The sequence below is a fragment of the Rhizobium sp. BK418 genome (genome assembly GCF_004341105.1).
GTDB lineage: Bacteria > Pseudomonadota > Alphaproteobacteria > Rhizobiales > Rhizobiaceae > Rhizobium.
In genome coordinates this window covers 19049-44870 of record NZ_SLZK01000002.1, presented here as the reverse complement: position 1 = coordinate 44870, position 25822 = coordinate 19049, and the positions used below count along the sequence as shown (strand labels likewise).

Genomic DNA, 25822 nt, shown 5'->3' with positions numbered 1-25822 from the left:
GAACCTGATCGCAATGCCAACTCGCCTTGCCATCGGGGATTTCCATGCCTGCATCCATCACGCTTTCCAATCTTTCGTGGTCCACGCCTGACGGCCGGCCGCTTTTCTCCAATATCGATCTGAGCTTCAACGCCGAGCGCACCGGCCTCGTCGGTCGCAATGGTGTGGGCAAGACCACGCTTTTGAAGCTGGTCGCCGGCGAGTTGCAACCGCAGACGGGTTCCGTCTCAGTGTCCGGCACGATCGGCATCCTGCGTCAGAGCGTGCAGGTCGGGCCGGATGACACGGTCGCCGATCTCTTCGGTGCGACCGAAGCTCTCGCTGTCATCAGCCGTGCCGAAAGCGGCGAGGCGAGCGCTGACGAACTTGCTGCCGCCGACTGGACCCTCGAAGCCCGCATTGATGCAACCTTGGAACGGTCCGGCCTTGCCGCCGGGCCGCAGACGCTTCTTGCCGCCCTTTCCGGCGGTCAGCGCACTCGCGCGGCACTCGCCGCCCTGATCTTCGCGGAGCCGGATTTCCTCATCCTTGACGAGCCGACCAACAATCTGGATCGCGATGGCCGCGAGGCGGTGATCTCGCTTCTCGGCGGCTGGCGGCACGGCGCTCTGATCGTCAGCCATGACCGTGAGCTGCTGGAGACGATGGATGCCATCGTCGAGCTGACGACGCTTGGCGCCACGCGCTATGGCGGAAACTGGAGCGATTACCGCGCTCGCAAGGCATTGGAACTGGCCGCCGCCGAACATGATCTCGCCGATGCCAGGAAACGCGTGGCGGAGGTTGCCCGCAGCGCCCAGGAAACGGCCGAGCGGAAGGCGCGCAAGGACAGCGCCGGCAAGAAGAAGGCCGCCAAGGGCGACATGCCGCGTATCGTTGCTGGCGGCCTGAAGCGTCAGGCTGAAAATACCAGCGGTGAAAATGCTCGCCTTGCCGAACGCCGCCACGCCCAGGCGCTGGAGGATGCCGAGGAGGCGCGCAAACGCATCGAGATCCTGCAGCCGCTCTCCGTCAAGCTGCCTTCGACTGGCCTGCCGCCAAGCAGATCAGTGCTGAAGATCGATGCGGTCACGGCCGGCTATGAGGCAGGCGAACCAATCATCCGCAAGCTATCTTTCGAAATCACCGGACCCGAACGTATTGCCGTCACCGGCTCGAATGGTTCGGGCAAGACGACATTGCTGGCGCTGATCTCGGGCGATCTCCAGCCGTGGGAGGGGACGGTCCGCGTGCTGACCTCATTCTCTATGCTCGACCAGCGTGTCGGCCTGCTCGATCCCAAGATGTCGATTCGCGACAATTTCCGGCGGCTGAACCCACAATCGGATGAAAATGCCTGCCGCGCCTCGCTTGCCCGCTTCATGTTCCGGGCCGATGCGGCGCTGCAGATCGTGTCCACGCTGTCGGGCGGCCAGCTCTTACGCGCCGGCCTTGCCTGCGTTCTCGGCGGCGCGACACCGCCGGCGCTGCTGATCCTCGACGAACCGACCAATCACCTGGACATTGATTCCATCGCCGCCGTCGAAGCCGGCCTGAGAGCCTATGACGGCGCGCTGCTAATCGTCAGTCACGATGAGGTGTTTTTGGAAATGGTCGGCATCACGCGCCGGCTGGAGCTGCCGGAGCGTCAAGCATATCGCGCAAAAGTGCCAAGCGATTCTGCCGTAAGGACCTGAGACGAGAACGGCTATCCAGGCAGTCTCCGGGAAATGCTCCTAGCGCGCCCGCCTGACGCTATTGAGATCGCGCATCGGCGCCTGCCGGATGAAACGGTAAGCGGGTGCCGGCGCCTGTGTGGCGGGAGCCGGCTGGGCCGGGGCCGGCGCTTGCGGATTATAGGTATAGCGGTCTGCGCGACGCCACGCTTCCACGCGGGCATGGCATTCTTCCGGGTCCAGCGCATCGAGAACGAGGAAAGCGCGGCTGACATTCTCCCGCACTTCGGCAAGATGCGGATAGAGCTTCTCCAGCACGAAGACGGAATCGAGGAAGCCCATGCCAAGGCTCGTCAGCGTCGTGGCGAGTTGCTGGCCCGAGAGGTCGAGCATGATGCGCTCCGCAAGCCAGCGGCTCGCCGACAGACTATCGGCCAGAGCAGTGGCGAAATGCGCAGCTTCCCGCGAGCGCGCAAAACGCACCAGCAGCGCCTCCTGAATATCGGATAAGGAGCGCAGGCCAAGCCGGTCCTGATCGTTGCGGCCGAGATGTCCGGCAAGGCCGCGGATGCGCTCGCGCAGCGCCTCTTCATTTTCAAGGCGCTGTACTTCCTGTGGATCCACTTCGGGCTTGGCGGGCAAGGACGAAAGCGGCATGGCTTGCGGTTCGGCAGAGTCGGCAGCCGCGGCCGGGCGCGGCTCGGCCTGGCGCAGCGCCACCAGCGCATCGATGACCTTGGGCGATAGGGCATCGCGGCTGACGATCGCCCTCACATGCGAAGCGCCATGGGTGCGGGCAATCGTGATCAGCGTATCGTCATTGATTGCTTTGGAGGAGGCGAGGAACGGCGCGGCGACCTCGATCGGCTGATTGCCGATGAAGAGCGCAACAGCTGCCGGTATGTTCTCGCACTGGGAAAGGGCTGCAACCGCCTGGCGTCTTGCCTCTTCGGAGGAGGCCTGGAAAAGCGGCATGAAGAGTTCGGCAAACTGACGCAGCTCGGAGCGTGTCGGATGCGACAGGTTCTCGAAACTGCTGACGGTCGCCATTAACACCACGTCCTTCTTCCTGATGGCCATAGGGCCCTCTAGGTCTCGAAACCGGTCACGCACAAGAACACCCCGAAAACGCAGAACAAGCGGGAGACCGTGAGCCGACAAGCGCTGGCGGGACGCGTGTCAGACCATACGGTTATGAACAAATCCTACACCGGTACGGTTAATGCTTGCTGAAGATTCTATTAAAATGCAACAGAATTATACACGTTTTGCGTGTTGCGGCTTGATAAGCCGTCAAAATAAAATCAACGCGCCGGAAGTGGGCGATTGCCAGTTCTCATAATACCGGCATATAACCTAAAGGCCCTTGCGATCCCTGAGTGCCGCCAGCAGCTTGTCATGATCGTTATAGCCTGATTGATAGAGGTCGAGCGCAGCCGAAGCAGCGGACTGCGCTTCGACACTTCCGATGTCGACATGCTTTTCCGCGCACCACGCATCCAGCGCACGACGTAACACATCCAGATCTTTTGAGGTGAATGCGGAATTATACAGAAAGGGCATGGGTTCCTCTCCGTATGAGGGCAAGAGCACGTATCATCTCCCAAGCGGCCGTCGCCTTAACCCTCGGCCGATGAGATCACGATACACCTATCCACCCTTGCAGCAATTAATATTTCCGTGACGCATATTTGCAACACCCACGGCGAGATTGCCTCTTTGGTGGAGAAGAGCAATTAACCATTTGGATTATTTCTAATTTTATCGACTGGCTCTCAGCATATCTTTTCTTTTCTGCGGCTGAAACCAAACAACCATTCTGCGCGTTATCTCTCCGTCGCGCAGGCTGCCGAAAGCAGTGGCCGAATATTAGTAATCTGTTAACGGTCGTGTGTCTCAATTCGGACAGGAACGACGCGGTTTGGAGGTCTGGATCGTGGAAGCTCCGCAGCATCACGGTATTTCGATCAGGTGCCGTGAGAAAGGCGCGAATGCCCTCGATCCGGTTCATCCGGCGTCTGAGGACGCGCTGGCCCGCAGCATGGCGGGCAGGGTGAAATCCATCGCAAGTTCATCCGTCTCGGGCAGTGCATGGAGACGAGAATGGCAATTGTAGTCGCATTGGCGGACCGGCTGCCCCAGTCGCCGCGCCGCACGGGACATGAGCCCCGCGAAGCAAAAATCCTCTGGTTCACCGGCGTCCGTTACGAGCGGCTCGTCGAAACCCCCGACAAGAAACCGGCGCATTCTGCGCCGCGTGTCAAGAACAAGTAAAGCGAGTAGACAACTCTAGCGGGTGCCGAATTCGTCGCAGCCCGCCGCAGTCAGAAAGGCGCGCGCAGCCTCGTCGAAGCTTGCCTGCGGCGCCAGCGTACGCAGCACTGCGTATCCCTCGGGATGCGCCATTTCCACCAGGATCGTCTGCTGCAGCTCCTCCGGCAGGTTCTTGCGCAGGTCGGTCAGCTGGATCGGGCTTGCAGCAAGAACGTCGAGCGCGCCGCCGACCGAAGTGCGGTCGTTCATGCTGAAGACCTCGTTGGAGGCGCTGTCATAGATTGCGATCGACCAGAAAGGCACATTGCCCTTGGCGGTGAAATGCACCGGCGCATCGCTCACATCGAAAGAACAGACGGCCGTGCGCACGAACGGATCGCCGTTGGCAAGCCCTGCCTCGTCGTAGCGGTTGGTCAGCAGATAGAAATTGTTCGGATCGCCCTCCGCCGCGACACGCGTCGCCGCATCGCGACCGGTAAAGTGCGGCAGCGCGAGGATGATGACGAGGTGGAGCAGCGCGGCGCCGAAAAGCCCTGTTATGATCGCGAAGAACACCCTAAGCATCGCCGCACCCGATCTTGGTGAGCTTCGGCATGGAAAGATCGATCACCCCGGAACTGCCGGCCGTCGGCGTATCGAACAACGTCAGCACCAGTCGAAACGTGCCGGCCTGCGGCAGCGCCAGCCAGTTGCCTGGCTGGGCGTGCGACGAGATGTCGATCGCAAAGCTGCTATCCGGCTGGCGCAGCACCGTCCACGAATTCAGCGCCGCAGGCAGGGTCTGCTGCAGCGAGGCCGGGTTGCCGGCATTGTCGGCAGTAAACAGAGTCCACAACCGCGCTGGTGGTGTCTGGCCGATGATCCGGTAATGGCAGGCGGCATTCAGCCGTTCGCCGCTATCATCCACGCTCGCGGTAAAAGTCAGGCCTTCAGCGCTGCCATAAAGCAGCTTGCCGGCGCGCGCCCGGTGCGACTTTGCATAAGGGTCGGCATCGACGGTCTGCAGCTCCGGAAAAGCCTCCCAGGCGCCGAGCTTGATCGCTCCGAACCCCTGCGTCGCATCCAGCGCATAGAGCGAAATCATGATGCCGCCGCCGAAGGCGACGATCAGGGTGATCAGGATGAAAAGGGGGAACCGAAACACCTTGCGCCCTTGAAGATCAAATCAGTTGAGAGGGTTACCACTGATTCTGGCGAGGTGGAATGCCATGGGGCGATGTGTCCCCCATGTCTTGGTGACCCAGCCATCCCGGTTTGCTAAAATAGCGGAAACATCACTCCGCGCTTGCGACCTTCTGCACCGCGAGTGGCGCGGCAGTCTCCAGCTTCTGGCCGATGCCCTTGAGAATGTTGGTCGACTGCACCGAGAGCATACGCGGGCGAACGAGGGTCGGCGTGCCGTCCTTTGGTTTGTTGGCCTGCGCCTTGGCGATATCCTTCTCGGATGGCAGCGGATTTTCGATGCCGGGGATCGGACGCAGCGTGACGCCCTGATGGGCATAGTCCATGGCGCGCTTGAAGGTCATGGCCGGCAGCGAGCCGCCCGTCATGTTGTTCGTCGACGTATAGTCGTCGTTACCGAACCAGACGGCGCAGGTATAGTTGCCGGTGAAGCCCACGAACCAGGCGTCGCGATAGGCCTGCGTCGTACCCGTCTTGCCGGCGGTGACGATACCGTTGTCGAGCGCGGCTTTGCGTGCGGTACCGAAATAGGGCACACGTGACAGCATTTGATTCATATAGCTGTCGGCCTGTTCGGAAAGCACCCGCTGGGCTGGCGGTTCATCACGGTCGAAGTCGTAAAGGACATCGCCGCCGTAGTCGAGGATCTGCGTGATCCCGTGGCGGCGCGACTGATAGCCGCCGGTCGGGAATACCGCATAGGCGGTCGCCTGATCGAGAACGGTCACCTCGGACGTGCCGATCGGGATCGTCACGTCGTCGCGGATCGGGGTTTCGACGCCCATCGCCTTGGCCATGGCGCGGATCGGCTGGATGCCGAGCTTTTCCTTGGCAAGACGTACCGGCACCGTATTGATCGACTGGGCGATCGCCGTTTCCAATGTGATGCGGCCGGCGTAGCGGTTTTCGTAATTATGCGGGCTCCAGTTGCCCCAGGAGATCGGCGCGTCGATGATCGTCGTCTTCGGCGTCATCCCGCTCTCCATGGCCACCGAATAGGTATAGACCTTGAAGGAGGAGCCCGGCTGGCGCAGCGCCTTGGTGGCGCGGTTGAACTGGCTCTCGCCATAGTCGCGGCCGCCGACCATGGCGCGCACGGCGCCGCCATTCTCGATTATCACCATCGCGCCCTGCTTGGCATGATAGGCTTCGCCATATTCGCGCAGCGACGTCTCGATCGAATCGTCCGCCGCCTGCTGGATGCCCATGTCGATCGTCGTGCGCACGATCAGCGAGCGCTGATGGAAGCGCGGCGAGAGACGCTGCACCTCATCGAAAGCCCAGTCGAGGAAGAAGTCGGGCGATTCCACCTCGTTGCGGTCGACGACATTGGCAGGATTGCGTCGTGCGGCGATCACCTGCCCCTCGGTCATCAGCCCGCTCTGGACGAGGTTGGTCAGCACCTCGTTGGCGCGGGCGCGGGCGGCCGGCAGGTTCACATGCGGGGCATATTTCGCCGGCGCCTTGAAGAGCCCGGCGAGCATGGCGGATTCGGCCAGATTCACATCGGTGATGTTCTTGCCGAAATAGAATTGCGCCGCTGCCGCCGCCCCGAATGTGCCGCCGCCCATATAGGCCCGGTCCAGATAGGTCGCGAGGATTTCCTTCTTGGAGAGGTTCGCCTCCAGCCAAAACGCGAGGAACGCCTCGGTGATCTTGCGGTCGATGGAACGTTCGTTCGAGAGGAACAGGTTCTTGGCGAGCTGCTGTGTCAGCGTCGAGCCGCCCTGGACGACTTCGCCGGCCTGGGCATTGGTGACCATGGCGCGGAAGAGACCGATGGCATCGATGCCGAAATGATCGAAGAAGCGCCGGTCTTCGGTAGCGATGACAGATTTGATCAGCGAATCCGGCAGTTCGTCGATCGGCACGGAATTCTGATGGATGACGCCGCGATGGCCGATGACATTGCCGTAGCGGTCGAGGAAGGTGACGGCAAAATCGCCGCGGTTGCGCCAGTCTTCCTTGGTGGCTTCGAAGGCCGGCTGCGCGAGCGCGAGCATCAGCACCATGCCGGCGGCGCCGAGCGTTAGCCCTTCGCCGGCGAGTTCGAATACCGCGCGCTTCCAGCCGCGAACGCGGAAGCGACGGAAGAAGATGGTGGTATCTTCCCAGATCTCGGCGGCGCGGAAGCCGGCGTTCCAGACGGTCGAGTCGATCCATGAATCGATACGCAGCAGCAGGTGCCGGTTTTTCGACGGCTGCTTCTTGCCTTGCCCGTTTTTGGCCTCTTCTGGCCCATTATTTGGGTTGTCCGGATCCTGCACGTCCTATATTCCCGCCTGATCGCGCTCGGCGGCGGTAGAACCGGACGCCGGAGCGGGGCCTGAAAGGGGCCGCAACTCTCCGGATAGCCGGAGCATGTTGAATAATTGGTTGATTTTGCGGACAAGAACAAGAGAGTTGAACGGTCGTCACGCGAATTTGCGGGCGGCTGTTGCAAGAAGCGAACCATGAACGATCTGCCCTTCTGGAAGCGCAAGACGCTTGCCGAAATGAATGCCGAGGAGTGGGAAAGCCTCTGCGACGGCTGCGGCCTCTGTTGCCTCAACAAGATCGAGGAATGGGATACCGGCGATGTCTATTTCACCTCGATCCGCTGCAAGTTGCTCGACAGCGAGAGCTGTCGCTGTACCAGCTATGCGAACCGCTGGGACTTCGTTCCCGATTGCGTTCAGCTCACCAAGGAGAACGTTCCAGAGATCGAATGGCTGCCGCCGACCTGTGGCTATCGGCTCGTCAACGAGGGCCGCGATCTCTATTGGTGGCACCCGCTCATCTCGGGCGATCCCGACACCGTCCATGCCGCCGGCATTTCCGCCCGCGGCCGCACCGTCAGCGAAAATGACGTCGATCTCGACGATTTCGAGGATTACGTCGTCGACTGGCCGCTGACGGTCGGAGAAGATGCCGAAGAAGCCGAGGAAAAGGTCAGCTAAGGGCTACGACCAGTTGTTGTGGGGAATCTGGAATAGGTGCCGGATGCGCGTCGTCAGTGTCGTCGGATGGCTGGCTTCAGCCGATACGCCTGCACTGAAGCGATGTTTCTCGGATTCGATCCGCCGCGACAGCAGCAGGCCTAGTTCTTCTGCAAGTGCCGGCCGCTCTTGCATGATCGTGGCAAGATGGTCCTTGGCGATCTCGTAGACCACGACGGACGTGAGCGCGCGGATATTGGCCGGCTCCAGCGCTCCCATCAGCACGCCGCGCTCCCCGAACAGGTCGCCGGGCGCAATTCTGGCGAGCTCGATGATCTCATTGCCTTCTTTCCGCTCGACGACGGCAACGCCGCGCCGCACGATCATCAGCGAGGTCAGCGACGTATCCTGCGTCGCGATCAGCGCATCTTTGCGGAAAGTCAGCCGTTTCATGTCTGCTGCAAGCGACTCCTTTTCGTCTTCCGTCAGCGTCGAGAAGAGCGGGATGGCGTTGAGCAGCCGCCACGCCGAGTTCAGGTGTTTTCCAGCTTCCTCCGGCGGATCGGCAAACGGATTGACCGGCGGCGAACCGGCAGGTGAGGCGAGCTGCAGGCCCGCGGCCTTGGCATGACGATAGACGAGGTCGTAGACCTCGTTCCTGGCGGCCGTCGCCTCGCCAAGTCCGGAGACGCGGAAGGAAAGCTCGAATTCGATGGCGCTGCTGTCCAGCCCCGTGACGCTGACGACGGGCGCGGGGGATTTCAGGATGGCATTGCTGCTGAGCAGCACCGTGCGCATCGTCTCCTCGACGGCCGCCGGCGAGATAGTCGGCACGACCCGGATCTTCAGCGAAATGCCATGTGCTTCCTCGGGGCTGGTGAGGTTCGTCAGCCGCGCCTTGGCGAGCGCGCTATTGGGAACGATGACGAGGTCGTTGGTGCCGTTCAAAAGGTGGGTGGAGCGCCAGTTCGTCTCCACCACGCGGCCCTGCACGCCGTCGTCGAGCACGATCCAGTCGCCGACGCTGTAATGCCGGCCGAGATTGAGCGCGATGCCGGAGAAGACGTCGTTCAGCGTGCTTTGCAGCGCAAGGCCGAGCACGATGGCGAAGACGCCCGAGGTGGCGATCAACGTGGCAACGGGCACGCCGAAGACATAGGCTACGACTGAAAGTGCTGCGCCGACATAGATCACGGCGACGACGAGATCCTGCAGCAGACGCGCCTCGCGCGGCTTGCGCTCGAAAATCAGGAAGAGCCGCACCGAGCTTGCCAGCACCATCGCCCCGCCGATCCACCAGACCGCCTTGGCGACCCCGACGAAAATGCGCCGGAAAAGATCCGTCGCTTCGCCCATGTCTGACGTATAGGGCGCAATCTTGTTCTCGATGAGCAGCCACGTCAGCAGTGCGAAGAAGACGAAATTGGCGATCAGCCGGAAGGTCGGGTTTCGTCCGAAGATGAACCGTGCCACGGCGCTGAGCAGAACGAGAGCGATAAACTGATACAGCGGATCGTCCACCATAGTCCATGACATGCATTGCATCCTGGTTGGGGCGTTCGACCCTATATCACGGATAAAGAAGTTCTGTCCTCTGACACGAATGGATAGGGTATCACCACCAGTGACGTCGGCCGGCCGCGACCGGCCGACGTGGCGGCTATTTCGCGGCGTATGCCTCAAGTGCCTGGATGAGCTTCAGTCCTGCTTCGGCGCGTGCGTTATTCGGATAGTTCCGGTTCGCCAGCACCGTCAGCCCGATCTGCGCCGTCGGCACCAACACGACATAAGCGCCGAAGCCGTTCGTCGATCCGGTCTTGTTCATCAGCACTGATGTCTGCGGCGCAAGCGGCTTTGCCCGCTTTTTGACCGGCTGGCTTTCCAGGCTCATCTTGGCGGAATTGCCGTCGAGAAGCCGCTTGAGCGCGACCGGCCAGGCATATTGCTCCCAGACCATGTCCTGCGTGTAATAGGCCGTGTCGAAATAGCCCGTATGTGTCTTCTCGATCGCTGCCGCCAGGTCCGGGGCCAGTGTGCCAGGCTTCAGATTGAATTCCAGCAGACGAACCATGTCGCGGACGGTGGACTTGATGCCATAGGCCTCGTCATCGAGGACGCCGGGGCCGACGCGGATCGGCTTGCTGGCCTTGGCATAACCAAAGGCGTAACGATCCATGGCTGCGGCGGGAACTTCGACGAACGTGCTCTTGAGACCGAGGGCCGGGAACAGCTGGCCTTCCGCGGCCTGCTTATAGTTGCTGCCCAAGCGCTGTCCGGCGATGCGTCCGAGAAGGCCGATGCTGACATTCGAATAGGAACGCATCGTGCCCGCCTTGTAGGGCGGTTTCCAGTTCTTGAGATAGGTCATCAACTCGGCATCGTCCTTCACCGCGTCCGGCACCTGCAGCGGCAGGCCGCCCGATGTGTGGGTGGCGAGATTGACAAGCGTGATCTTGTCGAAGGCACTGCCTTTGAGCTCGGGCAGGTAGGCAGAAACCGGCTGGTTTAGAGAAAGCAGACCGCGCTGTTCGGCGAGTGCGGCAAGCGTGACGTTAAAAATTTTGCTGACGGAGCCGAGCTCGAAGATCGTGTCGCTGGTAACCGGCGCTTTCGTCTCTCGCGAGGCTTCGCCATAGGTGTAGTAGAAATCGGAGCCGTTCACTGAAACGCCGACGGCGATCCCCGGAATGTCGTATTCCTTGATCACCGGCTGAAAGACGCGGTCTGCCATCTCATGGAACGCTTTATCGGTCATTTCGGCGGCATGAAGCGGGCTCGCCGACAAGGTGAGGGCGATAAGGCAGTGTCTGAATTTCACGAGCGTTTTCTCCATCTGCATCCGGCGACATGGCCGATGCATGGTCGATAGCGCGCCCCTTTGCCCCACTACAAACGAGAAGAACTCGCAGGAGACCCTAGATAAATTTGGGCTCGGCATCCTGACGGTCAGCCGGAGGACCCAAGAGCGGCCAGGAAAAGGCGCAATTCCTGCTCCACGTAATCGGCCACCGAGCCCTCTGATGAAAAGCCCCACCAGAGAAGTGCCCCCTGCCATTGCGACAGCATCAATCGGGCGATGATCTGCGGCTCCTTCTCTTGTCCGAGGCGCTCGGCAAGCGCCCTTGTCAGCGTGGCGCCCCAGACAGCACCCCGGGCGCGCAGCACCGGATCGCGAAAATCTTCCCGCAGCAGGAGCAGACCCTCCGCATAGGCGGCAGGATTGTCGCCATAGTCGAGGGAGAGGCCGGCGAGCAGCGCAATCGCACCATCCGGTGTCTTGGGCATGGTGTCTGCAAGCCGCGCCGTTTCCGCATCCAGCCTGTCCCAGGCATAGAGCAGGGCAGCCCGCAACATGCCGGCCTTGGTGACGAACCGCTGCACCAGTGTCGAGGCCGAAAGGCCGCTTGCCTTGGCAACCGCCGCAAAGGTTGCCGCGTCTGGCCCCTCGGACTGGATCACGCCGAGGGCGATGGAAAGCAGCTGCTCGTCGGAAAGCGTACGCGGGCGCGGCATGGAATTTCCTCTTGTGTTCGCCGTGTTTATGAACGAATATTCGTTTATATTCAAGAAGCCGGTTGGCCACGATTGCTTCTAGCGAGGAGGACAGCGAAATGACAGTGGATCTGAAGGGCAAGGTGGCGCTCGTCGCCGGTGGAACGCGCGGCGCCGGCCGCGGCATCGCGGTGGAGTTGGGTGCCGCAGGCGCGACCGTCTATGTGACCGGACGCACCACCCGCGCGCAGCAATCCGAATACGGGCGTCCGGAAACGATTGAAGAAACCGCCGAGCTGGTGAGCGCTGCGGGCGGAAATGGCATCGCCATTCGGGTGGATCATCTGATTCCGGGTGAAGTTGAAGCGCTGGTTGCCCGCATCCGGGCCGAACAGGGCCGGCTGGATATCCTCGTCAATGATATCTGGGGCGGCGAGCATTTGACCGAATGGGACAAGCCTGTCTGGGAACATTCCCTCGACAAGGGCCTTCGCATGCTGCGGCTTGCCATCGACACCCATTTCATCACCGCCCATTACGCTCTGGCGCTGATGATCGAAAAGCCGGGCGGCTTGCTGGTCGAAATGACCGACGGTACGGCCGAATACAATGCCACGCATTATCGGCTCTGCCCCTATTACGATCTCGTCAAGACCGGCACGAACCGCATGGCCTGGGCCCATGCCAGGGATCTGGCGTCGCGCGGCGCGACTGCGGTGTCGCTCTCGCCCGGCTGGATGCGCTCGGAAATGATGCTGGAGATCTATGGCGTCACGGAAGAAAACTGGCGGGATGGCGTCAAGGTCCAGCCGCATTTTGTCATCTCGGAGACACCGCGATTCACCGGCAGGGGAGTGGCAGCGCTGGCTGCCGATCCCGACCGCAACAGATGGAACGGCCAATCGCTTTCGAGCTTCCAGCTGGCCGATGCCTACGGCTTCAACGATCTCGACGGTACGCGCCCGGATTGCTGGCGTTACCTTGCCGAGGTGCAGGAGGCTGGCAAGCCGGCTGATGATACCGGCTACCGGTGATTCATCGGGTCACGCCACCGCCGCCCGATGGATTGATCAGCGGAGCCTGCTGTTGCTTTTCGTCATCACCTGACTCGGGGGTGATGACGGGCTGCCCATCCGTCTTTTTCCCATCGGCGTCGCGTTTGCGGATATCGGCGGGCGAGCCTTCTTCCGGTTTCATGAAAGGTTGCGGTTTGGCCATCGTCCCATCCTCTTAATCGTCTTCTTTGGTTTTGAAGGCATCGGAGACCTTTTTCACCTTGGGGTGGTTGAGATTTTCACCGTGTGCGTCACGGGCCTTTTCCGGATCATCCTTCGCATGCAGATAACCTGAGGGCTTCGTGCCTTGCGGCCCTTCCCAGCGCGGCGACTGATCCGTGGTGCCGGGCGCACCATCCTTGGGGCTGTTCGATGCCATTACGTTTCTCCTTTGCTGTTCAAGAGGACAACAGGGCAGCAGCGGCATTGTTCCGCCGGAGAATCTGTTAGTCTCCCGCCAAAGAGGGAGAGGGTATGGCTTTGCGCATCATTTCGCTGAATGTCTGGGGCGGCAGCATCCACGCCCCGCTGACCGATTATCTCGCGACGGCAGAGGCCGATGTCTTCTGCCTGCAGGAAGTGGTGCGATCGGCCACCGATACTCCGGACTGGCTTGAATATCGTGACGGCGACACGGTCCTGCCGCAGCGTGCCCATCTCTATGACGAGATCGCCGCCCTTCTGCCCGGCCATGACGGCTTTTTCTTTCCCTTTGCGCGGGGCGATCTCTTTCACGGGGAGACGACTTTCCATACCGAATTCGGCATCGCCACCTTCGTGCGCAAATCATATCCGGTGATCGGTCAGGCAGCAGATTTCATCCATGGCCGGTTCTCCCCCGATGGTTGGGGCGAGCATCCGCGCGCCCGCAATGCCCACTGCATCCGATTATTCGACTATGCTGGCGGCTTTCCCGTCACTGTCGCGCAGCTTCACGGCCTGCGTGATCCCGCCGGCAAGAGCGACATTCCGGCCCGGCATGCCCAGGCTGACGCGTTGGTCGAACTGATCGAACGCGTCTGGCCCGGTGACGAAAGACTGGTCGTCTGCGGTGATTTCAATGTGCTGCCTGACAGCATCACCTTCGAGAAGCTTGGCCGCCTCGGCCTCAATGATCTCGTCATCGGCAGAGGTTTTATCGATACCCGCACCTCTCTCTATCCGAAGGAAGGGCGTTTTGCCGATTATATGCTGGTGACGCCGGAGGTAGCGGTAGAGCGCTTCGAGGTTGTCGAGCGACCAGAGGTTTCCGACCACCGGGCGCTTTTACTTGAATTTGCCTAGCGAAGCTTAAAATGCTTCTCCAGATCGGCGATCTGCGTAGAGTTCAGCTGCCGCACCTTCATGCCGCGGGTGATGATCGAGAGCTTCGCCGCCTCTTCCAGCTCTTCGATGGCAAAGACCGCGGAATCAAGCGTAGCGGCTGATACGATCGGCCCGTGGTTTTCCAGGAGCACCGCGCTGTGTTCACCGGCAATTTCGGCAATCAGCGGCTTCACATCGGTCGAACCCGGCCGCGTATAGGGGATCACAGGCACCTTGCCGACCCGCATCACCACATAAGGCGTCAGCGGCGGTATAGCATCCTTGGGATCGGTATCGGCGAGGCAGGAAAGGGCGGTCGCATACGTGGAGTGGAGATGCACGACAGCCCCCGTCTGCAGCCGCTTCTCATAGAAGGAAAAATGCAGCGGCAGTTCCTTGGTCGGCGCATCGCCGGAAACATGTTTGCCGTTGCTGTCGAGTTTCGAAATCCTGTTGGCATCGAGAAAGCCGAGGCAGGAATTGGTCGGTGTTGCGAGATAGCCGTCCGCGATACGCACCGAAATATTGCCGGAGGAACCGGCCGTAAGCCCACGTTCGAACAGCGATTTTCCCCAGCGGACGATGGCTTCCCGCAGTGCTGTCTCATTCATGGCCGGCAATCCTGTCGAGAGCCTTGGCGAAGAAGTCCGGGGAGCCGAAATTGCCGCTCTTCAGCGCCAGGCCGATCGGCCGCATCGGCCGGCCGCGCTCGGAAACCAGCACAGGCACGCCGGGATCGATTTCCGCACCGATGACCATCCGCGTCAGGCCGAGTGCTTCGACGACGGCGCCTGACGTCTCCCCGCCGCCGACGACGATCTGGCGCGTGCCGGAATCGGCAAGCCGCTTGGCAAGACCACCGAAGAAATCCTCAAGGATTTTTGCCGACTCTTCGCGGCCGAAGCGCTGCTGCACGAAGCTGACGACGTCGGGCGAAGTGGTTGAATAGACAATCGGATTGTCGGCCGCGTTGGAGGCCACCCAGCGGGCGGCATGCTCGATCGACATGGTGCCGCGCACGATGGCCGCCGGATCGATAGAAAGTCCCGGATGGTTCTGCAGATGGCAGGCGACCTGGTTCTGCGAGGCAAGCGAGCAGGAGCCGCAGAGGATGACGCCCGGCCCGCTGACGGCAGGCACTTCGGCGGGAACGCCGGATAGTTTGCCGCGCTTGGCGAAGTTGCGCACCAGCCCCTGCGCCAGGCCCGATCCGCCGGTCACCAGCTCATGATCGGCAGCGGCCTCGCCGATGGTCAGAAGATCGGCATCCTCGATCGCATCGACGACGACGAGGCGGTTGCCCTCAGCCAGTTCGTCACGCAGCCGGCTGCGAATGGCGCCAGAACCTTCTCGCACCGTATCGAGCGTGATGCTGCCGATGCCGCCGCGCGTCTGGTGCCGCAGCCAGCGGCGGATATCGGGATCGGTCATCGGCGTCAGCGGATGGTTTTCCATGCCTGATTCGCTGAGCAGCTTGTCCTTGACGAAGAGGTGACCCATGAACACCCGCCGGCCCGTCGCCGGAAAGGCGGGGCAGACGACCGTGACAGTGGCGCCGGTCAGCCGCTGCAAGGCCTCGGCCACCGGGCCGATATTCCCTTCAGGCGTGGAATCGAAGGTCGAGCAATATTTGAAGAAGATCTGCTCGCAGCCCTGATCCAGCAGCCAGCGCGCCGCATCCATCGATTGCCACACCGCGTCCTCGACCGGCGCCGAACGCGTCTTCAGCGCCACCACGCCCGCTTCGCAATTTACCTTGCCGCGGCCTGGGCCGACGAACTGCATGGTCGACATGCCGCCGCGCGCAAGGGTGTTGGCAAGATCGCTGGCGCCGGTGAAATCATCGGCAATGGCTCCAAGCAGCATGTCAGGTGCGCTCCGGCAGTCTGTTGTCCAGTTCGTCCTCGATATGGACGCGGATAATGTCGTCAAAGGATGTCTCGGCTGTGAAACCGAGCGAAAGGGCGCGGCTGGCATCGAAGCTCTGTGGCCAGCCGGCAATGATCTTGGCAACCCCAGCATCGGGTTCACGCCGGATCAGCTTCACGGCACTTTCGCCGGCCGCGCGCCTGAGCGCCTCGATCTCATCACCGACGGTCGCCGCCAATCCCGGCATGGTCAGTGTGCGGATCTGGCCGAGCGGTGCGGTATCGAGTTCGGCCGCCCGGAGCAGGAATCCAATGGCCGCGCGCGGGCTTGCAAACCAGTGGCGCACGCTTTCGCCGACCGGCAGCACCGCCTCCTGGCCGATCAGCGGCTCGCGCAGAATGCTGGAGAAAAAGCCGGAGGCGGCCCTGTTCGGCTTGCCGGGGCGGATGGTGATGGTTGGCAGGCGGATACCGATACCGTCGAGGAAGCCACGCCTGGAATAATCTGCCAGCAGCAACTCGCAGATCGCCTTCTGCGTGCCGTAGCTCGTCAGCGGCGTCAGATGATGCGTATCGCCGATGACCGATGGCAGCGGTTCGCCGAAGACGGCGATGGAAGAAGTGAAGACGAGCTTCGGGCAATAGGGCTGTTCGGCAAGCCGGATCGCTTCGAGCAGGAAGCGCGTACCGTCGAGATTGACGCGGTAGCCCTTCTCGAAATCGGCCTCAGCCTCGCCGGAGACGATCGCCGCCAGATGGAAGATCAGGTCCGGCCGATGGGCGATCAGCTGTTCGGCCGCGCCCGGCTGCGAAAGATCCGCCGCCAAGGCCTCCACCGCGCCGCCGAAGGCAGGCTTTTCCGGTGTCACAACATCCGCCAGAACCAGCGCATCGATGGATTTGCCATTCAGCGTGCCGCGCTCGCACAAAGCACGGACGAGCTTGCGGCCGATCATTCCGGCCGCGCCGATAACAAGGATTTTCATTTGAAGCGGTCCCTCCGACCGATGAAATGAACGCAACCGAAAACGCGCCGTCGCCTGAGTCGGCGTGCATGGCGCTGATACAGTTAAGACCAGCCGGGCGAGGCTGTCACGCAATTTCGGGGGGCCATTTGATCGTGGGTTGAAACGTCGATCCGCAAAGTATCGAAGGCGACGGCCAAGCATAGATGCTTTTCCTCCTGCAGGCCTTGCTGCGCGGCTGATTTCGCGGCAACAAGCGTTGCATGAGCATCCCGACAGACTATCCTTTCGACTTCGATCCGACCTACGGCATGACACTCGCCGGCTTGCGGGCGATCCGCCCGCCGGAAGCGCCCCCGGGATTCGATGCCTTCTGGCAGAAGCGCTATGCCCGAGCGCTGGCTGTGAAGCCTGAGCCGCGCTTGAGCCCGAGCCAGGATACCCATCCGGACTGGCAGGTGCGGGATATCGTTTATACGTCCACCGATGGCTTCAGCATCGGGGGCTGGCTGCTCACGCCCCGCAGGGGTGAAGTCAAACGCGGACTCGTCGTCGGCCATGGTTATGGGGGCCGCGACCAGCCGGACTTCGATATTCCGGTCGAGGAAACCGCGATCCTTTTTCCTTGCTTCCGCGGCATGTCGCGCAGCGCCCATCTGTCGATCTCGCCCGACGCCCCCTGGCATGTGCTGCACGATATCGACCATCCCGATCATTATGTGATCGGCGGCTGCGTCGAGGATCTCTGGGTTGCCGTCTCGGCGCTGCTATCACTCTATCCCGTGGTCCAGGGCCGTATCGGCTACAGCGGCATCAGTTTCGGCGGTGGTATCGGTGCGCTCGGCATTCCCTTCGATAACAGGATCAAACGTGGCCATCTGACCGTGCCGACCTTCGGGGATAGAAAGCAGTGGCTGACATTGCCGACGGTTGGCAGCGCCCATTCGGTGCAGGAATACGCGAAGACCCATCCAAAGGTCTTTGAAAACCTTCGCCTTTTCGATTCCGCGACGGCCGCCACCCGCATTACCGTGCCGATGCTGGCCGCCGTCGCGCTCTTCGATCCGGCTGTGGCGCCGCCCTGTCAGTTCGCGGTGGCGAACGCGCTGCCGAAGTCAAAATTTAATGAAATCTTCATCCTGGATGCCGGGCATTTCGACTATTCTGACAGTGCAGCGCAGCAAGCTTCGCTGCGTGAGCGAGTCGGGCGGTTTTTCAGGGGTCTATGAACCGAGAATATCTGCGCTGGTACAGCGATCGGCTCCATCGTGACATGGAGCTTCTGGTGTTCGGGCACACCGGCGCCAAAGTCCTGATGTTCCCAACGCGGGAAGGGCGCTTTTGGGAATATGAACATCTCGGGATCGTCGCGAGCCTCAGGGACAAACTCGAGGCCGGCCATCTGCAACTCTTCTGCATCGAGGGTCTTGCGAACGAGACCTTCTACGACTTCGGCCGTCATCCTGCCGATCGCATCCGTCGCCATATCGCCTTCGAGGAATATGTACTGAACGAGGTTCTGCCGCTGATGGAGGGCCGCAACAGCCACGAATGCACCATCGTCCACGGCTGCAGCCTCGGCGCCTTTCAGGCAGCCAGCCTCGTCTTCCGCCACCCGCATCTCTTCCGCAAGCTGGTGGCCTTTTCCGGCCGTTACGACCTGACGATGAAGGTCGAATCCTTCGGCGATCTCTTCGACGGTTATTACGACGAAACCGTCTATTTCCACATGCCGACGCATTTCCTTCCAGGTCTCGACTCCGACTGGCGGCTGGAGAAGTTGCGGCAGGTCGATATCGTTCTGGCGATCGGCAACGAGGATCCCTTCCTCGATAACAACCGCTATCTCAGCCGCCTGCTCGCGGAAAAAGGCGTCGGCCATCAGCTGCATTTCTGGGATGGCAGGGCACACCGCGCCGGAGCCTGGCGCCGGATGGCGCCACTCTACATATAAAGACTGCCGGATGGCGCTCCTCTACATATAAAAGCTGCCGGGTGGGGCAACTCTATCTCTGATACCGGCCAGCGGGGCTCTCGCCCCGCCTTACTGCATCAGCGGCTTTTTGAGGAAGCTGTTACGGTCGGCCGATTTGATACGCAGCCAGGCCTCGCGGCCATTGCGCAGCACGCGCATCGGGATTTCGGCTCCGGCGGGGCCGCTCTTCCAGACCTTGCGGTAGAAATCGGCCAATCCGTCAACTTCGCCGTCGCGGATCTCCGAGATGACGTCACCCTGCTGCAGGCCGGCCTTGGCCGCCGGGCTGCCTTTGGCAACGCTCATGACCACGACTTCGCCGTTGCTTTCGGCCGAAAAGGCGCCGAGCCAGGGGCGTGGCGGTCTGTCGATATGGCCGTGATTCAGCACGTCCTCAAGGATCGGCGGCAGAAGATTGATCGGCACGACCATGTTGATATCGGCGACCTCGTCGCCTTGGACCATCTGCAGGCGTAGCGAACCGATACCGAGCAGCTTGCCCTCGTCGCTGATGAGCGCCGCGCCGCCCCAGGAAGGATGGGCGGGCGCAATGAAGATCGCTTCATCGAGCAGATATTCCCAATAGCCCGCAAATTCCTGTTTGGCGACAATATGAGCCTCCACGAATTCACCAAGGCCATCGATAAAGAGCACGGCATCGCCGACCGCCGTCTTGACCTTGTCACCGATTTCGACGGCCGGCAGGTCGAGGGGCGCAAGCGCCTGGATGAGGCCGAAGCCGGTTTCCTGATCGTAAGCCAGCGCATGGCCGGGAACGACCTTGCCGTCCTGGCGCGTCAGCCAGATCTCATCGGCTTCGGTGATCAGGTAGCCGATGGTCAGCACCAGCCCGTTATCTCTGATGACGACGCCGCTTCCTTCCCGGCGGGTGCCCAGCGTATTCGCGGTGAAGGCATCTTCGGGGATGGAGGCGCGAACGGCCACAACTGACCGCAGAATCCTGTCGATATTCATGGTTTCATCCTCGTAAGGCGCGGCACAAAGGCCGGGAATGTTGCGAGGGCCGGCAAGGGCCGGACGCATACCATTCCCCTGATAACTATGTAACCGAACGCTCCGCTGCAAGACCTGCAGCCGGCGGTCTTTTACCCGTCGGCCCTATTTTACGTGATCTTATCTCGCTTGGCTGGCCGCCTCCCGGCCATATCGCCGCGGCGAGCGTGCCATCACCCGTTTGAAGGCGGTGCTGAAGGCGCTTTCGGACTCGTAGCCGAGCGAAAGAGCGATCGTGCCGATCGGCTCGCTGCCGTTTGTCAGCCGGTCGCTTGCCAGCATCATGCGCCAGCGGGTGAGATAATCCATTGGCGCTGCTCCAACCTTCTCCTTGAAGCGCTCGGCAAAGGAGGAGCGCGACATGCCGGCCAGGGCAGCAAGCTGCTGCAGCGTCCAGCGGCGGGCGGGTTCGGCATGCATGGCGCCGATCGCCAGGCCGATCTGCCGATCTGCAAGCGCAAAGAGCCAGCCGGTGCCTTGGGTATCGGGTGCGGCAAGATAGAGCCGCAGGATCTGCATCAGCATGATATGCGCCAGATGCTCGGTCATCAGGAAACCGCCCGGATGCCGGCTGCGCAGCTCGCGGGCCATCTGGTCGATCGCAAAACGCAGGACCGAAGCCTGATCCGAATGTTCGCTGATGTGGACGACGGGCGGCAATATGCCGACCAGCAAGTCCGCGCCAGCGCCGGAAAAGCCGAAACGGCTGCCGACCAGGAAGAAGGCGCCGCCGCCGTTGCAGGTGGCAATCCCGTCCTTCGCATGCGCATAGATATCATGGGCCGGGATTGTCGGCAGGCTGCGATCGCTCATCATGCGGAAAGGCCGGCTCTGCGTCAGCAGAAAACAGTCGCCTTCCTCCAGCCGGACAGGCTCAGCGATACCATCCATCTCCAGCCAGCAACTGCCTGAAAGCACGGCATTGAACTTGATGCCCTGAGGCGGCGGGAAATCGATCGCCCAGTCGCGGCCGGCATCGAGCCCCAGCGAGACATAGCTCTTCGGCTTCAGGAGCGCCAATACGTCGGAAAGGGGATCCACCGAAACAGAATTCATGCGAAAATCCGGACGATTGCAAACAGATTACGGACTTTAGCGCATAGATCGTATGCGCGCCACCGCATTACTCTTCGACCGAAAGCAGAAGGGAGACATCAATGGAAAACGCACAACACCCCATCGGCTCCGGTTTCGGCGCCCGTTCGACGGCTGACGACGTGCTCGCCGGCATCGATCTCTCGGGCAAGCTCGCGATCGTCACCGGCGGCCATTCCGGCCTCGGGCTGGAAACGACCAAGGCGCTGTCGCGGGCAGGCGCGCATGTGCTGGTCGGCGCCCGCCGGCCAGAGGAGGCCACCCAAACACTCGCAGATGTCGGAAATGTGGAGATCGACAGACTCGATCTCGCCGACCTTGAAAGCGTGCGGCAGTTTGCCGAGCGCTTCGTCGCTTCGGGACACAAGGCCGATATCATCATCAACAGTGCCGGCATCATGGCTTGCCCGGAAACGCGGGTGGGGCCGGGCTGGGAAGCGCAGTTCGCCACCAACCATCTGGGCCATTTCGCGCTCGTCAACCGTCTCCGGCCGGCGATTGCAAGCGGAGCCCGCGTGGTTGCGGTCTCCTCCGGTGCCCATGGCATCACGCCTATCCGCTGGAACGATGTCCAGTTCTCCAGGGATTATGACCGGTGGCAGGCCTATGGACAGTCGAAGACCGCAAACGCGCTCTTTGCGGTGCAGCTCGATAGGTTGGGCAGGGATGCCGGCATACGCGCCTTCTCGCTGCATCCCGGCAAGATCCTGACACCGCTGCAGCGGCATCTGGAGAAGGAGGACATGGTCGCCGCCGGCTGGATCGATGCCGAGGGCAACGCGATAGACCCAAGTTTCAAGACGCCCGCGCAGGGTGCCGCGACACAGGTCTGGGCCGCAACCTCGCCGCAGCTGGAAGGACTCGGCGGCCTCTATTGCGCAGATTGCGATGTCGCCGTCATCTCCGATGACGGTGCGGAAACCAGCGTGCGTGCCTATGCCGTCGATCCCGACCAGGCGGCCCGTTTGTGGGCGCTCTCGGCGGAACTGACTAATATAGACGCTTTCACTCGCTCTTAAGCGTGGATGCCGGGCGCCTCGTAGCCGGTGCGCTCGACATATTCGGTATAACCGCCGCCATACTGGTGGATGCCCTCGGGTGTCAGTTCCAGCACGCGATTGGAAAGCGCAGCCAGGAAATGGCGGTCGTGCGACACGAAGAGCATCGTGCCCTCGAAGTCGGCGAGCGCCTTGATCAGCATTTCCTTGGTGTCGAGGTCGAGGTGGTTGGTCGGCTCGTCGAGCACGAGGAAGTTCGGCGGGTCGAACAGCATCTTCGCCATGACAAGACGGGCCTTCTCGCCGCCCGAAAGCACGCGGCAGCGCTTGTCGACATCGTCACCCGAAAAGCCGAAGCAGCCCGCCAGTGCGCGCAGCGGTGCCTGGCCGGCAAGCGGGAAGGAATCCTCCAGCCATTCGAGCACGGTGCGGTCGCCATCGAGCAGGTCCATGGCGTGCTGAGCGAAATAGCCGAGCTTCACGCTCGCACCAAGCGTCACCGTGCCGGCGTCGGGATCGGCGGTGCCGGTCACCAGCTTCAGGAGCGTGGATTTGCCGGCGCCGTTGACGCCCATGATGCACCAGCGCTCCTTGCGACGGACCATGAAGTCCAGCCCCTCATAGATGGTGCGGCTGCCGTATTTCTTGTGCACGTTCTTGAGATTGACGACATCTTCGCCCGAACGCGGCGCCGGCTGAAACTCGAAGGCCACCGTCTGGCGGCGCTTCGGCGGCTCGACGCGCTCGATCTTTTCCAGCTTCTTCACGCGGCTCTGCACCTGCGAGGCATGGCTGGCGCGCGCCTTGAAGCGCTCGATGAACTTGATTTCCTTGGCGAGCATCGCCTGCTGGCGCTCGAACTGTGCCTGCTGCTGCTTTTCGTTCTGCGCCCGCTGCTGCTCGTAGAAGCCGTAGTCGCCGGAATAGCTGTTCAGCGAGCCGGCATCGATCTCGATGATCTTGGTGACGATGCGGTTCATGAACTCGCGGTCGTGCGAGGTCATCAGCAGTGCGCCTTCATAGGTCTTGAGAAACTCTTCCAGCCAGATCAGGCTTTCAATATCCAGATGGTTGCTCGGTTCGTCGAGCAGCATTACGTCCGGGCGCATCAAGAGGATGCGGGCCAGCGCCACGCGCATCTTCCAGCCGCCCGAAAGCGAGCCCACATCGCCGTCCATCATTTCCTGGCTGAAGCTGAGGCCCGCCAGAACCTCACGGGCGCGGCCTTCGAGCGCATAGCCGTCCAGTTCCTCGTAGCGCGCCTGCACTTCGCCATAGCGCTCGATGATCTGGTCCATCTCGTCCATGCGATCGGGGTCGGACATGGCCGCTTCCAGCTCGCGCAATTCCGCCGCGACGACGCTGACGGGGCCGGCGCCCTCCATGACCTCGGCAACCGCGCTGCGGCCGGCCATTTCGCCGACATCCTGGTTGAAATAGCCGATGGTCACGTGTTTCTCGACCGAGACCTGGCCTTCATCCGGTAGCTCTTCGCCGTTGATCATGCGGAAAAGCGTCGTCTTGCCGGCGCCGTTCGGGCCGACGAGGCCGATCTTTTCGCCGCGATTGAGGGCGGCAGTGGCTTCGATGAAGAGGATGCGGTGGCTGTTCTGCTTGCTGATATTTTCGATACGGATCATGTTTGACGCGGGAGCTTGGAAGAATTTGGCGCCCTTATGCCACGGGTTTTCGCTCCTGTCGCAGGTTTTCAGCGTCATGAAGCTGTGATGTTGAAAACGGCCGGTTCCGTGTGACTGGAAATCGAGGCAGCCTCCCTTATTATCCCCACCCGTGGAGGAACTCATGACCGATAAGACATCAGCCAAGCCGGCAGCGCCGAAGCTGTTATCCGGGGGCAATCCGCAGATCGCAAAAGGCGAGGGCGATGGCCCGGTGCGGGCCTATATCGCTGCCATGCCCGGCTGGAAAAGCGAGGTCGGACGCCGCCTCGACACGTTGATCATGAGCACCGTCCCCGATGCCCACAAAGCCGTCAAATGGAACTCGCCGCTCTACGGCAAGAAAGGCGACGGCTGGTTCCTCGGCATCCACTGTTTCGACAAATATATCAAGGTCGCCTTCTTCCGCGGCGCTGCCTTGCAGCCCGTTCCGCCGGGAGAACCCAAGACCGCGGAAACACGCTATTTCCACATTCGCGAACAGGATGAGATCGACGAGGCGCAGTTTACATCTTGGGTGAAACAGGCAAGCCTGCTGCCCGGCGAGAAAATGTAAGGAGAGACCATGAAGAAGGCGTCGACGACGAAGAAGGAAGCGGAACCGGAGGAAGCCTCTCCCTCCGAACGCATTGATGCCAAGATCGAGGAGCTTGGCGACTGGCGCGGCGAAACACTTGCCCGCGTCAGAGCCATCATCCGCGAGGCCGACCCGGAGGTGGAGGAAACGTGGAAATGGCGCGGCGTCCCGGTCTGGGAACATGCCGGCATCATCTGCACCGGCGAAACCTACAAGGCCGTGGTGAAGCTGACCTTCGCCAAGGGCGCTTCCGTGGAAGACCCCACAGGTCTTTTCAACTCGAGCCTCGAAGGCAATACGCGACGCGCGATCGATATCCGCCAAGGGGAGGAGATCAATGAGGCGGCGCTGAAGGCCCTCGTGCAGGCTGCGGTGGCGCTGAACACCGCGCGTAAACCTGCATCGAAGAAAGCGAGCGCCTAACTTGATGCACGAAGTGGGGATCACTGCCGATACCGGGAGGCACTCCCTTTCGCCTCAGCTGACATGAGGCGCCGATGGGGCGGCTGAAGGAAATCGTCATCGATTGCGATCAACCCTTCCGCGTCGCCCGCTTCTGGGCCGCGGCGCTCGATGGTTACGAAATCTTGCCCTATGACGATGCCGAGATCGCCCGCCTCGCCGCGTTAGGTCTGACACCTGAGACTGACCCTGTGGTGATGGTGGAGGGGCCGGGCACACGCCTCTGTTTCCACCTTCGGCGCGGAGAACGGCCCGCCCGCAACCGCGTCCATCTCGATATCGCCGCCGACGACCGAAAAGAAGAGGTCGCGCGCCTGATATCCCTGGGAGCGACCTTTGTGCGCGAAACGGCTGATTACACCGTGCTGAACGATCCGGAAGGCAACAATTTCTGCATCACCTCCGGATAGCCGGTCAGCCTCAGCCGAGGAAATCGCGGATCGCAGCGGCAATTTCTTCCGCATGCGTTTCAAGCGCGAAATGGCCGGTGTCGAAGAATTTGATCACAGCATCAGGAATATCGCGGGCGAAAGCTTCCGCGCCCGGCGGCAGGAAGAAGGGATCGTTCTTGCCCCAGACGGCGAGGAAGCGCGGCTTGTAGGTACGGAAATACTCCTGGAAGGTCGGATAGAGCGCCACATTGCTCTTGTAGTCGCCCATCAGATCGAGCTGCACATTTTCAGCACCCGGCCGCGAGAGATAGAAATTGTCGAGCGAATAGCCATCGGGTGAAATCCTGGCCGTATCGGTAACGCCATGTGTGTACTGCCAAACGATTGCTTCCGGCCCGAGAAACGCCTTCAGCGCATTGCGGTTATCTTCCGTCGCATCCTGCCAATAGGCCTGGATCGGGTTCCAGCCGTCGCTGAGGCCTTCCTCATAGGCATTACCGTTCTGCGAGATGATCGCCGTGATCCGCTCGGGATGCTTTACCGCCAACCGGAAGCCCGTCGGCGCGCCATAATCGAACACATAGACGGCAAAGCGGTCGAAGCCGACGATCTCGGTGAAGCGGTCGATCGTATCTGCGATACTGTCGAAGCTGTTGGCCACAGGATCGTCAGACTGGCCGAAGCCCGGAAGGTCGGGAGCGATAATGTGGTAGCGGTCGGCCAGCAGCGGGATCAGGTCGCGGAACATGTGCCCCGAGGTTGGGAAGCCGTGCAGCAACAGAAGCTTCTGAGCGCCCTTCTGACCAGCCTCGCGATAGAAGATCTTGGTGCCATCAACAGTGGCTGTACGGTAGCTGATATTGGTCATCATCATGATTCCTTCAGTTGACGTGGTTGTGCAGTTGACATGGTTGGG

Annotated in this window: 28 protein-coding genes; 11 read left to right on the top strand and 17 right to left on the bottom strand. The window is 61.5% G+C overall.

Annotated features, from left to right (window positions below):
* Positions 1–44 precede the first annotated feature (44 nt).
* Positions 45–1676 carry an ABC-F family ATP-binding cassette domain-containing protein gene (locus tag EV281_RS06190; RefSeq protein WP_132652068.1) on the top strand — a complete coding sequence of 544 codons (1632 nt, stop codon included), beginning with the start codon at positions 45–47 and terminating at the stop codon, positions 1674–1676.
* Positions 1677–1715: 39 nt separating this feature from the next.
* Here EV281_RS06190 and EV281_RS06185 read toward each other — a convergent pair whose 3' ends face one another.
* Together EV281_RS06185 and EV281_RS06180 are read right to left on the bottom strand one after the other, a co-directional pair.
* Positions 1716–2768, bottom strand: coding sequence for a DUF2336 domain-containing protein (locus EV281_RS06185; RefSeq protein ID WP_132652067.1), 1053 nt, complete (start codon positions 2766–2768; stop codon positions 1716–1718).
* Between the two features lie 243 nt (positions 2769–3011).
* Complete coding sequence (locus tag EV281_RS06180; protein ID WP_132652066.1) at positions 3012–3218, bottom strand: hypothetical protein; 207 nt, start codon at positions 3216–3218, stop codon at positions 3012–3014.
* 540 nt (positions 3219–3758) lie between these two features.
* Here EV281_RS06180 and EV281_RS31060 point away from each other — a divergent pair.
* Positions 3759–3929: a hypothetical protein gene (locus tag EV281_RS31060; protein ID WP_165911853.1), complete on the top strand. Its 171-nt coding sequence runs from the start codon at positions 3759–3761 to the stop codon at positions 3927–3929.
* 15 nt (positions 3930–3944) lie between these two features.
* Here EV281_RS31060 and EV281_RS06175 read toward each other — a convergent pair whose 3' ends face one another.
* The 3 genes from EV281_RS06175 to EV281_RS06165 all read right to left on the bottom strand — a co-directional run bounded on the left by EV281_RS06175 (position 3945) and on the right by EV281_RS06165 (position 7378).
* Positions 3945–4493 (bottom strand): DUF1254 domain-containing protein, encoded by a 549-nt coding sequence (locus tag EV281_RS06175; protein WP_132652065.1) that lies wholly within the window; start codon positions 4491–4493, stop codon positions 3945–3947.
* The gene (locus EV281_RS06170; protein ID WP_132652064.1) at positions 4486–5073 is read right to left on the bottom strand and encodes a DUF1214 domain-containing protein; all 588 of its coding nucleotides are present in this window, start codon (positions 5071–5073) and stop codon (positions 4486–4488) included. The genes EV281_RS06175 and EV281_RS06170 overlap by 8 nt, the downstream gene beginning before the upstream one ends.
* A 130-nt stretch (positions 5074–5203) precedes the next feature.
* Positions 5204–7378, bottom strand: coding sequence for a PBP1A family penicillin-binding protein (locus EV281_RS06165; protein WP_132652063.1), 2175 nt, complete (start codon positions 7376–7378; stop codon positions 5204–5206).
* Positions 7379–7564: 186 nt separating this feature from the next.
* Between EV281_RS06165 and EV281_RS06160 the strand changes: the two genes are divergently transcribed.
* Positions 7565–8050: a YcgN family cysteine cluster protein gene (locus EV281_RS06160; protein WP_132652062.1), complete on the top strand. Its 486-nt coding sequence runs from the start codon at positions 7565–7567 to the stop codon at positions 8048–8050.
* A gap of 3 nt (positions 8051–8053) precedes the next feature.
* Here the strand turns inward: EV281_RS06160 and EV281_RS06155 are convergent, their stop codons facing one another.
* The 3 genes from EV281_RS06155 to EV281_RS06145 all read right to left on the bottom strand — a co-directional run bounded on the left by EV281_RS06155 (position 8054) and on the right by EV281_RS06145 (position 11542).
* Positions 8054–9565, bottom strand: a complete 1512-nt coding sequence (locus EV281_RS06155) for a mechanosensitive ion channel family protein (protein ID WP_132652061.1) — start codon at positions 9563–9565, stop codon at positions 8054–8056.
* 124 nt (positions 9566–9689) lie between these two features.
* Complete coding sequence (gene ampC, locus EV281_RS06150) at positions 9690–10847, bottom strand: class C beta-lactamase (RefSeq protein ID WP_132652060.1); 1158 nt, start codon at positions 10845–10847, stop codon at positions 9690–9692.
* Between the two features lie 128 nt (positions 10848–10975).
* Positions 10976–11542, bottom strand: a complete 567-nt coding sequence (locus tag EV281_RS06145; RefSeq protein WP_132652059.1) for a TetR family transcriptional regulator — start codon at positions 11540–11542, stop codon at positions 10976–10978.
* Positions 11543–11640: 98 nt separating this feature from the next.
* Between EV281_RS06145 and EV281_RS06140 the strand changes: the two genes are divergently transcribed.
* The gene (locus tag EV281_RS06140; RefSeq protein ID WP_132652058.1) at positions 11641–12555 is read left to right on the top strand and encodes an SDR family oxidoreductase; all 915 of its coding nucleotides are present in this window, start codon (positions 11641–11643) and stop codon (positions 12553–12555) included.
* Between the two features lies 1 nt (position 12556).
* Here the strand turns inward: EV281_RS06140 and EV281_RS06135 are convergent, their stop codons facing one another.
* Together EV281_RS06135 and EV281_RS06130 are read right to left on the bottom strand one after the other, a co-directional pair.
* Positions 12557–12739 (bottom strand): hypothetical protein, encoded by a 183-nt coding sequence (locus EV281_RS06135; RefSeq protein WP_132652057.1) that lies wholly within the window; start codon positions 12737–12739, stop codon positions 12557–12559.
* 12 nt (positions 12740–12751) lie between these two features.
* Positions 12752–12955, bottom strand: a complete 204-nt coding sequence (locus EV281_RS06130; protein WP_132652056.1) for a hypothetical protein — start codon at positions 12953–12955, stop codon at positions 12752–12754.
* 95 nt (positions 12956–13050) lie between these two features.
* On the opposite strand from EV281_RS06130, the gene EV281_RS06125 reads away from it, so the two are divergent.
* The gene (locus EV281_RS06125) at positions 13051–13860 is read left to right on the top strand and encodes an endonuclease/exonuclease/phosphatase family protein (protein ID WP_184327199.1); all 810 of its coding nucleotides are present in this window, start codon (positions 13051–13053) and stop codon (positions 13858–13860) included.
* Here EV281_RS06125 and EV281_RS06120 read toward each other — a convergent pair.
* The 3 genes from EV281_RS06120 to denD are packed head-to-tail and all read right to left on the bottom strand — an operon-like array spanning position 13857 to position 16735.
* On the bottom strand, positions 13857–14492 hold the full coding sequence (locus EV281_RS06120; RefSeq protein WP_132652055.1) for an aldolase: 636 nt from the start codon (positions 14490–14492) through the stop codon (positions 13857–13859). The two genes, EV281_RS06125 and EV281_RS06120, sit on opposite strands and share 4 nt — an antisense overlap.
* Positions 14485–15747: a 3-oxo-tetronate kinase gene (otnK, locus tag EV281_RS06115; RefSeq protein ID WP_132652054.1), complete on the bottom strand. Its 1263-nt coding sequence runs from the start codon at positions 15745–15747 to the stop codon at positions 14485–14487. Before otnK ends, EV281_RS06120 begins: the two co-directional genes overlap by 8 nt.
* Before the next feature lies 1 nt (position 15748).
* A complete protein-coding gene (gene denD / locus EV281_RS06110; protein ID WP_132652053.1) occupies positions 15749–16735 on the bottom strand; it encodes a D-erythronate dehydrogenase in 987 nt (328 codons plus the stop codon).
* A gap of 242 nt (positions 16736–16977) precedes the next feature.
* Here denD and EV281_RS06105 point away from each other — a divergent pair, with 242 nt between their 5' ends.
* On the top strand, positions 16978–17943 hold the full coding sequence (locus tag EV281_RS06105; protein WP_132652052.1) for an acetylxylan esterase: 966 nt from the start codon (positions 16978–16980) through the stop codon (positions 17941–17943).
* Positions 17940–18668, top strand: a complete 729-nt coding sequence (locus EV281_RS06100; RefSeq protein WP_132652051.1) for an alpha/beta hydrolase-fold protein — start codon at positions 17940–17942, stop codon at positions 18666–18668. The genes EV281_RS06105 and EV281_RS06100 overlap by 4 nt, the downstream gene beginning before the upstream one ends.
* Before the next feature lie 90 nt (positions 18669–18758).
* Here EV281_RS06100 and EV281_RS06095 read toward each other — a convergent pair whose 3' ends face one another.
* Both EV281_RS06095 and EV281_RS06090 read right to left on the bottom strand, forming a co-directional pair.
* Positions 18759–19664, bottom strand: a complete 906-nt coding sequence (locus EV281_RS06095) for a S1C family serine protease (protein WP_132653191.1) — start codon at positions 19662–19664, stop codon at positions 18759–18761.
* 159 nt (positions 19665–19823) lie between these two features.
* On the bottom strand, positions 19824–20744 hold the full coding sequence (locus tag EV281_RS06090; protein ID WP_132653190.1) for an AraC family transcriptional regulator: 921 nt from the start codon (positions 20742–20744) through the stop codon (positions 19824–19826).
* 116 nt (positions 20745–20860) lie between these two features.
* On the opposite strand from EV281_RS06090, the gene EV281_RS06085 reads away from it, so the two are divergent.
* Positions 20861–21817 carry an SDR family NAD(P)-dependent oxidoreductase gene (locus tag EV281_RS06085; protein WP_132652050.1) on the top strand — a complete coding sequence of 319 codons (957 nt, stop codon included), beginning with the start codon at positions 20861–20863 and terminating at the stop codon, positions 21815–21817.
* Here the strand turns inward: EV281_RS06085 and EV281_RS06080 are convergent.
* The gene (locus EV281_RS06080; RefSeq protein WP_132652049.1) at positions 21814–23436 is read right to left on the bottom strand and encodes an ABC-F family ATP-binding cassette domain-containing protein; all 1623 of its coding nucleotides are present in this window, start codon (positions 23434–23436) and stop codon (positions 21814–21816) included. The two genes, EV281_RS06085 and EV281_RS06080, sit on opposite strands and share 4 nt — an antisense overlap.
* Positions 23437–23599: 163 nt before the next feature.
* Here EV281_RS06080 and EV281_RS06075 point away from each other — a divergent pair, with 163 nt between their 5' ends.
* The 3 genes from EV281_RS06075 (at position 23600) to EV281_RS06065 (ending at position 24924) form a co-directional block, all read left to right on the top strand.
* Positions 23600–24031, top strand: coding sequence for a DUF1801 domain-containing protein (locus EV281_RS06075; RefSeq protein ID WP_132652048.1), 432 nt, complete (start codon positions 23600–23602; stop codon positions 24029–24031).
* Positions 24032–24040: 9 nt separating this feature from the next.
* Complete coding sequence (locus tag EV281_RS06070; protein WP_132652047.1) at positions 24041–24475, top strand: DUF1801 domain-containing protein; 435 nt, start codon at positions 24041–24043, stop codon at positions 24473–24475.
* Between the two features lie 74 nt (positions 24476–24549).
* Entirely contained in the window at positions 24550–24924 is a 375-nt protein-coding gene (locus EV281_RS06065; protein ID WP_132652046.1) for a VOC family protein, read from the top strand.
* A 10-nt stretch (positions 24925–24934) separates the two neighbouring features.
* On the opposite strand, the gene EV281_RS06060 is transcribed toward EV281_RS06065, so the two are convergent.
* Complete coding sequence (locus tag EV281_RS06060) at positions 24935–25774, bottom strand: alpha/beta hydrolase (protein ID WP_132653189.1); 840 nt, start codon at positions 25772–25774, stop codon at positions 24935–24937.
* Positions 25775–25822 lie beyond the last annotated feature (48 nt).